This window comes from Achromobacter sp. RW408 (assembly GCF_003184165.1).
GTDB lineage: Bacteria > Pseudomonadota > Gammaproteobacteria > Burkholderiales > Burkholderiaceae_B > Achromobacter > Achromobacter xylosoxidans.
Map to the genome: position 1 here is coordinate 1107886 of NZ_QHHO01000049.1, position 8219 is coordinate 1116104.

Annotated in this window: 6 protein-coding genes; 1 reads left to right on the forward strand and 5 read right to left on the reverse strand. The window is 68.1% G+C overall.

Features of this window, described 5'->3' with window-relative positions; translation table 11 throughout:
- Positions 1-40: 40 nt before the first annotated feature.
- The 5 genes from DK459_RS24595 to DK459_RS24615 form a co-directional block, all read right to left on the reverse strand.
- Positions 41-1615 carry an ABC transporter substrate-binding protein gene (locus DK459_RS24595; RefSeq protein ID WP_006387979.1) on the reverse strand — a complete coding sequence of 525 codons (1575 nt, stop codon included), beginning with the start codon at positions 1613-1615 and terminating at the stop codon, positions 41-43.
- A gap of 195 nt (positions 1616-1810) precedes the next feature.
- Complete coding sequence (locus DK459_RS24600; protein WP_024068400.1) at positions 1811-3310, reverse strand: aldehyde dehydrogenase; 1500 nt, start codon at positions 3308-3310, stop codon at positions 1811-1813.
- Between the two features lie 15 nt (positions 3311-3325).
- The gene (locus tag DK459_RS24605) at positions 3326-4567 is read right to left on the reverse strand and encodes a Zn-dependent hydrolase (RefSeq protein ID WP_024068401.1); all 1242 of its coding nucleotides are present in this window, start codon (positions 4565-4567) and stop codon (positions 3326-3328) included.
- Between the two features lie 18 nt (positions 4568-4585).
- Positions 4586-6301, reverse strand: coding sequence for a thiamine pyrophosphate-binding protein (locus DK459_RS24610; RefSeq protein WP_054499859.1), 1716 nt, complete (start codon positions 6299-6301; stop codon positions 4586-4588).
- Positions 6302-6397: 96 nt separating this feature from the next.
- Entirely contained in the window at positions 6398-7132 is a 735-nt protein-coding gene (locus tag DK459_RS24615) for a FadR/GntR family transcriptional regulator (RefSeq protein ID WP_006387983.1), read from the reverse strand.
- A gap of 304 nt (positions 7133-7436) precedes the next feature.
- On the opposite strand from DK459_RS24615, the gene DK459_RS24620 reads away from it, so the two are divergent.
- Positions 7437-8219: glycosyltransferase family 39 protein (locus tag DK459_RS24620; RefSeq protein WP_146221928.1), on the forward strand; the 783-nt coding region annotated here is incomplete at its 3' end.

Here is an 8219-nt window from a genome sequence, read left to right on the forward strand (position 1 = left end):
CGCGGGCGGGCCGGATGGCGCCGCCCGCGGCTTGCGGCGTTTACTTCTCGATGTAGACGTCGTCGAACGATTCGTTCAGGCCGATGGCGGTCTTGACCAGGTTCTTGACGTTGGCGCGATACAGCGTGGGGAACTCCATGTCCACCAGGAAGCCATTGGCGACTTCATTGACCAGCGTGGTCTGCAGCTGCGTGTAGAGCGCCTGGCGCTTGGCCGGATCGACTTCGGACGCGGCGGCCTCCCACTGCTTGTCGGTCTCGGGGTTGCTGTAGCCCTGCACGTTGGCGAACGGCGATCCCTTGACGATGTTGGAGGAGATGTACAGGCGCTGCACGCCCAGCGCCGGATCGCCGTACTGGTAGGTGAAGTTGGTGGTCAGGTCGAAGTCCCAGTTGCCGGTGCGGCTGGCCCAGCCGCCGGCGTCGGTCGATTCCAGGTTGACCTTGAAGCCCAGCTGCTCGAGCGCCTGCTTGGTGTATTCGCCCAGACGGTCCCAGGTCGAGCCGTACGGGAAGCTCAACTGGCGGATGGTGTAGTCGCCAGGCTTGATGCCCGATTCCTTGATCAGCGCGCGCGCCTTCTTCATGTCGAAGGGCATCGGCGGCATGTTCTTGTCGTAGAACATCTCGGTGGTGACGAACGGGCTGGTCGAGACCTTGCCCAGGCCGAAGAAGATGTTGTTGACCACCATGTTGCGGTTGATCGCGGCCATCACCGCCTGGCGCACCTTCAGGTTGTCGAAGGGCGGCTTGCGCATGTTGAAGATCAGGTAGGCCTGGGGCGAGAACATCTCCCAGCCGGCAGTGGTGTATTCCACCTTGGGCAGGGCGCGCAGGCGCTTGATGTCGACGTTGTCGACGTCGCCGCCACGCAATACGTCGACGCTGCCGCGCTCGAACGCCACCGCGCGCGAGGCCGCGTCCGGGATCACGTTGAACACCAGCTCATCCAGGTAGGGTTTGCCGGGCTTCCAGTAGTCGGGGTTGCGCGCCAGCTTGATGTATTCGCCGCGTTTCCATTCCTTGAACACGAACGGGCCGGTGCCGATCGGTTTCTGGTTGGCCGGGTTGGTCATGTAGTCGGTGCCGGCGTAGATGTGCTTGGGCATCATCGGCGCGAAGCCGGGTTCGAACATCAGCATGAAGGCCGGGAATGGCGATTTCAGCTTGATGACCACCGTCTTCGGGTCGCTGGCCTGCACCGAATCGACGAACTTGTTCAGAATCACGCGGGCCCGCGCATGGGTCTTGGGCAGCATGTCCGACAGCGTGAAGACCACGTCGTCGGCGGTGAACGGCTTGCCGTCGTGCCACTTGACGTTGTCCTGCAGGTGGAAGGTGTAGGTCAGGCCGTCGCTCGAGGCTTCCCACGACTTGGCCAGGCCGGGCTGGGGCTTGAGGTCGGTGCTGTACGTCAACAGGCTTTCGTAGATCTTGCCGGCGACGAACTGGGTGGGACCCTGCTGGTTGATGGCCGTGACGATCACGGGCGGCTCGGGCTGGACGATCATGTTGAGCGTGCCGCCCTTGGTCTGGGCCAGCGCCTGCGTGGCGGGCAAGGCGGCCGCCAGGACCAGGGCGCCGATGCTGAGGGAGAACCAAGTCTTCGATTTCACTGCGAGCCTCCGGGCTGGAAGAGGGTTGTCAGGTGGCCGCGCGTCACGCGGCGTGTGCCGGCTATGACAAGCAAACCTCGTGCCACCTGTTTCTCGGGGAACTGCGGGGTGGAGCTGCTACAACAATGCTACGTATGGGTGCAGAGACGGCGCCGCGCACCAATGCGGCGACAGACGAGGTGCACGGTGGGCGCGCTATTGGGTGATGTCGATCCAGGTGGTTTTGAGGTCGCTGTACTTGTCCAGCGCGTGCAGCGATTTGTCGCGGCCGAAGCCCGACTGCTTGACGCCGCCGAACGGCACGGTGATATCGCCATCGGCGTAGCAATTGACCCACACCAGGCCGGCGCGCAGGCGGCGCGACAGGCGGTGCGCGCGGCCCAGGTTGGCGGTCCACAGGCCGGCGCCCAGGCCGTACGAGGAATCGTTGGCCAATGCGATGGCTTCGTCTTCCGTATGGAAGCGCTGCGCCGCCAGCACCGGGCCGAAGATCTCCTCGCGGATCAGCGTGCTGGAGGCGTCGGCGCAATCGAAGATGGTGGGCTCGATGTAGAAGCCGCCGCCCTCAGCGTGCAACTGGCGCCCGCCGATGCGCAGTGTCGCGCCCTCGGCCTGGCCGGCCGCGATGCGCGCCATGACCGAGCGCGTCTGGCGCTCGTCGACCATGGCGCCCAGCGCCGTGGCCGGATCCAGCGGGTTGCCCGGCCGCATCTCGGCGGCGTGGTGCGCCACTTTTTCCATGAAGGCGTCGTAGATGGCGTCGTGCACGTACAGGCGCGAGCCGGCGATGCACACTTCGCCCTGGTTCGAGAAGATCGCCAGCGCGGCGATCAGCGCGGCGCGGTCCAGGTCGGGGCAGTCCTCGAAGACGATGTGCGGCGACTTGCCGCCGCATTCCAGCCATACGCGCTTCAGGTTCGATTCGCCCGAATAGCTCATGAAGCGCTTGCCGGTCGCGGTGGAGCCGGTGAACGCCACGCAGTCCACGTCCGGATGCAGGCCCAGCGCGCTGCCCGCGACCGGACCCGTGCCGGGCACCACGTTGAACACGCCCGCGGGGATGCCGGCCTGCTCGGCCAGCGCCGCCAGCCGCAGCGCGCTCAGGGACGACTGCTCGGCCGGCTTGAGGATCACACTGTTGCCGGCGGCCAGCGCCGGCGCGACCTTCCAGGCCGCCATCAGCAGCGGATAGTTCCAGGGAACCACGGCGGCCACCACGCCGAGCGGTTCGCGCGTGACCGTGGCCAGGGCATTGCCCCCCGTCGGCGCGATCTCGTCGTAGCGCTTGTCGATGGCCTCGCCATACCAGGCGTAGCAATGCGCGGTTTCGGGCAGGTCGAAGGCCAGCGCGTCGTGGATCGGCTTGCCCATGTCCAGGGTTTCGATCAGCGCCAGTTCCTCGCTGTGTTCGGTGATGAGCTGCGCCAGCCGCGTCAGGCGCGCCTTGCGTTCGCGCGGCGCCAGTTGGGACCAGACGCCGGCTTCGAAGGCGCGGCGGGCGGCCGCCACGGCGCGGTCGACGTCGGCCGCGCCGCAGGCGGCCACGTCGGCCAGCTTGCGGCCGTCGATCGGGCTGGTGGCCGCGAAGGTGGCGCCGTCGGCGGCGTCGGCGTAGGCGCCATCGATGTAGGCCTGGCCGCGCAGCGTCAGCGCAGCGGCGCGGGCTTGCCAGTAGTCGAGGGTATGCAGGGTCATGACGAGGTCCTCGATTCAGCGCGCGGCGTTGGCGCGGGCCACCATGGCGTCCAGCAGCACGTTGCAGCCGGCTTCCAGGTGCGCGGGCTGCGCGTCTTCGATTTCGTTGTGGCTGATGCCGTCCTTGCACGGCACGAAGATCATGGCGGTGGGCGCCACGGCTGCCATGTAGACGGCGTCGTGGCCGGCGCCGGTGACGATGTCCATGGCCGGCAGGCCGCGGCGCGCGGCGCCCTGGCGCACCTTCTCCACCAGATCGGGATCGAACGGGGTGGGGCGGAAGTACTGCACGTCCTTCACCTCCACCTGCACGCCGTGCCTGTCGGCGATCTCGCGGCAGGCCTCGCGCCATTGCTGGTCCATGCGCGTGAGCGTGGCCTCGTCCTCGTGGCGGAGGTCGGTGGTGAAACGCACCTGGCCCGGGATCACGTTGCGCGAGCCGGGGTGCGCGTGGATCTCGCCCACCGTGCCGCGCCCGTGCGGCTGGTGCGCGTTGGCGATGTTGATGACCGCCTGCACCAGGTAGCTGGCGGCGAACAGCGCGTCGCGGCGGATGCCCATGGGCGTGGGGCCGGCATGCATCTCCATGCCGGTCACGGTGACGTCGTACCAGCGCAGGCCGAGCGAGCCGGTCACCGCGCCGATCACTTTTTCTTCGTGCTCCAGGATCGGACCCTGCTCGATGTGGGCCTCGAAATAGGCATCCACCGGGCGGCCGCCGACCGGTTCCGTGCCGGCGTAGCCGATGGCCTGCAGCTCGTCGCGCACCGCCAGTCCCTTGGCGTCGCGCGCGCTCAGCGCCGTCTCCAGCGAGAACTTGCCGGCGAACACGCCCGAGCCCATCATCACCGGCACGAAGCGCGAGCCTTCCTCGTTGGTCCAGATGGCCAGCTCCAGCGGCGCTTCGGTCTGCACGCCGGCATCGTTCAGGGTGCGCATCACCTCCAGGCCGGCCAGCACGCCGAAACAGCCGTCGAACTTGCCGCCGGTGGGCTGCGTGTCGATGTGGCTGCCGGTCATCACCGGCGCCAGCGCGTCGTTGCGGCCGGCGCGGCGGGCAAAGATGTTGCCCACCTGGTCCACGCGGATCGTCAGGCCGGCGTCGCGCATCCAGCCGGTGACCAGGTCGCGGCCCTGGCCGTCGAGCGCGGTCAGGGCCAGGCGGCAGTTGCCGCCCTTGGGCGTGGCGCCGATCTCGGCCAGATCCATCAGGGATTGCCAGAGCCGGTTGCCGTTGACGGACAGGGATGAAGTCATGGTGATCCTCGTTCGGTGTTAGTGGGTGGAGGCGGCGGCCTGGCGGGCCAGCGCCGCGTCGCGGATGGCGGTGAGGGTCTGGCCGGGGGCGATGCCGTCGGCGTCGTAGCGGATTTCCAGCAGCGCGGGCCGGCGTTCGCGCTCGGCGTAGGCCAGCGCGCGGTCGAACGCCGCGGCGAAATCCTCGGTGCGCTCGACGGCTTCGCCATAGCCGCCGTAGCCGCGCACGATCTGTGTGAAATCGGGGTTCTCGAAGTCCAGCGCGATCGGGCGTCCGGGAAACTCGCGTTCCTGGTGCGCGCGGATGGTGCCCCACATGCCGTTGTTGAACACCAGCACCACGATGCCCAGCCGGTACTGCTGGGCCACGCCCAGCTCTTGCAGGTTCATCTGGAAGCAGCCGTCGCCGGCATAGCAGACCACGGTCTTGCCGGGGTATTCGAGTTTGGCCGCGACCGCCGCCGGCAGGCCGTAGCCCATCGATCCCACCGTGGGCGCCAGGCTGGTGCCCGGACCGGTGAACTGGCGATAGCGGTGCGGATACAGCGCGTAGTTGCCCGCGCCCACCGTGATGCAGGCGTCCGGCGCCAGCCGCTGGTTGACCAGCGCGGCCACGGCGTCCAGGCCCAGCGGGCCGGGCGAGGGCAGCGGCGTGAGCGAATCCAGGTACTCGGCATGGGCCGCGCGCACCGCCGCGCCGCGGGGCGTGGCGTGGGCAGGCCGCAGCGAGGCGACCGCTTGTGCGAACCCGGCCACGCTGGCCGCGATGGCATGGGTCGGGGCGTAGACGCGGCCCGGTTCCTGCGGATCCGGATGGACATGGATCAGCGCCTGCCGCGGCAGCGGGCTCTCGATCAGCTGGTAGCCCTCCGTGGTGGCCTCGCCCAGCCGCGTGCCGACAGCGAGCACCAGATCGGCGTTCCTGATGCGGGCCCGCAGCGCCTCGGTCATGCCCCAGCCCATCTGGCCGGCGGCATTGGGATGGCGCTGGTCGAAACATTCGAGCCGGCGCCATGCGGTCGCCACCGGCAATTCGAAGCGTTCGGCGAAGGCGGCGATCTGCCCGATCGCGTCGGCATTCCAGCCGCTGCCGCCCAGCACCATGACGGGCCGTTCGGCCTGGTCGAGCAATTGGCGCATGCGTTCCAGGTCGGACTGGCCGGGGCTGGCGGCCACGCGCTGGTAGCGCGGCATGTCGGCCACTGTCGCGGTGCCCCACAGGGTGTCTTCCGGCAGCGCCAGCACCACCGGGCCGGGGCGGCCGCTGGTGGCGGTGGCGTAGGCGCGCGCCACGAATTCCGGAATGCGGTCGGTGCGGTCGATCTGCGCCACCCATTTGGCCATCTGGCCGAACATGCGGCGGTAGTCGATCTCCTGGAAGGCCTCGCGTTCGTAGAAGTCGTTGCCGACCTGGCCGACGAACAGGATCATCGGCGTTGAATCCTGGAAGGCGGTATGCACGCCGATGCTGGCATTGGTGGCGCCCGGACCGCGTGTGACGAAGCAGACGCCCGGTTCCCCGGTCAGCTTGCCATGCGCCTCGGCCATGTAGGCGGCGCCGCTTTCCTGGCGGCAGACCACCGGTTCGATGGCGCCGCGATGTTCATTGAGCGCATCGATGCAGGGCAGGTAGCTCTCGCCCGGGATCATGAAGATCCGGCGCGTGCCGTGGATGCGCAGCTGCTGCATCAAAATCTGGCCGCCATTGCGCGGCAGGGGGGCTACAACCGTCATGCAAACACTCCCGGGGGGTGCTGTCCGCGTCCGGCGCGGACTGGTTTCATGGCAAGGCAGGCGGCGCGGCGGCGCCGGCGGGATGGCGAGCGAAGCCTAGATGTCGGGCCGGATGCTCCCGTCGTCGTCGCCGAAGTCTTCCCGCAGGCGCGCCAGGATGCCGATCAGGTGCGCATGCATGGCATGGCGCGCGCGGATCGGATCCCGCGCCAGGATGGCGGTCAGGATGCGCTGGTGCTCGGCATGGGCGACCGCCCAGACCTTGGTGTTGACGAAGTAGTCCTGCATGCGGCTGAACACCGGACTGGCCAGGCTCAAGCTCCACAAATGCGCCACCGCCGCCGCCAGCGCCGCATTGCCGCAGGCGGCGGCGATGGCGCTGTGGAATTCGCGGTCGTGCCAGCCCGGCGCGTCGGTCAGCGACATGGCTTCGTGGGCCGCGCGGATGGCGGCGATCTGCGCCGGCGAACCCTGCTGCGCGGCCAGCGCGGCGCACTCGGGTTCGATCAGCATGCGCGCTTCGAGCAGGTCGAAGGGGCCGATATCGTCCTGGGTGGCCGCCTGTGCGCCGGCGGTGAGGGCGGGAGCGGCCTCGCGCGTGGCGGTGACGAACACGCCGGTGCCCACGCGCACTTCCACATAGCCTTCGATCTCCAGCGCGATCAGCGCTTCCCGGATCGAGGCCCGGCTCACCTGCAGTTGCTCGGCCAGTTCCCGTTCCGACGGCAGCCGGCCGCCGCGCGGGAAATCGCCCGCGCGGATACGCCCGGCGATCTGGTCGGCGATCATGCGATAGAGGCGGGTCACGGCGACGGCTTGGAAGGTGTTCATCTCGGTACTGCAAATCTTGGTCAGGTGGTCAGGCCACCAATATAGGTAGCTTCCCCTTGAAATAAAAGTAAAAAACGTCCAATAGAGGGAAAACGATCAGAGGGATTTCCCCTCTTCCTATCCGGTGGTCAGGCCAGTTGGAGCCGCCTGTGCGGCCTGGCTGCGGGCGGCGTGCTTTACAGTTTCAGAACAATTGCCGAACAAATCCCCCGGCGTTGGAGCCGGACCGGGATCTGATAATTCCTGCGCCTCGAAACGGGGCGACAGGGCGGGGCATCGCGTACGCCAGAAACGGGAGAGTGGCGTGCAATCGGGCGTCAGAGAGGCGTGGAAACCGGGGCTGCGGCGGACCGGCATCGGCATGGCGGTGTTCGCCCTGGCCTGGCTCTGGTTGTCGAACCGGATCGTGCTGGCGCCGCCGACCGACAACATCGAGCAATTGATCTGGGTGCGCAGCCTGGAATGGGGTTACTACAAACATCCGCCGCTGCCGACCTGGCTGCTGTGGCCGGTGGTGCGCCTGTTGGGCTGGAATGCCTGGGCCACCTATGTCCTGGGCGCGACCTGCACGCTGGGGGCGTTCGCGCTGTTATGGAACATGCTGCGCGGCATGCGCGGCGAGGCCTATGCCGCGACGGCCGCGTTGGCTGGCCTGTGCATCACGTTCTACAACGGCAGGTTGTACTTCTACAACCACGAGATCGTCCTGATTCCATTGGTGGCAGGGTGCGCGGCGGCGTGCTGGCAGGCCTACAGCACCCGCAAGATCGGCTGGTGGGTCGTGCTTGGCGTCTGTCTTGGGCTGGGGGCGCTGGCCAAGTACCAGGCCGCCGTCGCGGGACTGGCGGTGCTGGCGTTCTGGTGCCGCCGCAAAGCCTGGCGCGACCCCATGCACCGGTTCGGCCTGCAGGTCGCGGGCCTGACCGCGCTGGCCGTGTTCGCGCCGCACCTGATCTGGTTGATCCACCACGATTTCGAGCCGCTGCGTTATGCCATGTCGTCGTCACTGGCCGCCGGCCTGCCATGGAGCGGGCGCGCGCACGAGATCGCCAGATGGTGGGGCGACCAATTGCTGAACCGCGCGCTG

Bases quoted from the DNA above. Each gene is read 5' to 3' on its own strand.
- DK459_RS24600 (WP_024068400.1), bottom strand. From the start codon at position 3,310: ATGACCCTGCATACCCTCGACTACTGGCAAGCCCGCGCCGCTGCGCTG.
- DK459_RS24605 (WP_024068401.1), bottom strand. From the start codon at position 4,567: ATGACTTCATCCCTGTCCGTCAACGGCAACCGGCTCTGGCAATCCCTG.
- DK459_RS24610 (WP_054499859.1), bottom strand. From the start codon at position 6,301: ATGACGGTTGTAGCCCCCCTGCCGCGCAATGGCGGCCAGATTTTGATG.
- DK459_RS24615 (WP_006387983.1), bottom strand. From the start codon at position 7,132: ATGAACACCTTCCAAGCCGTCGCCGTGACCCGCCTCTATCGCATGATC.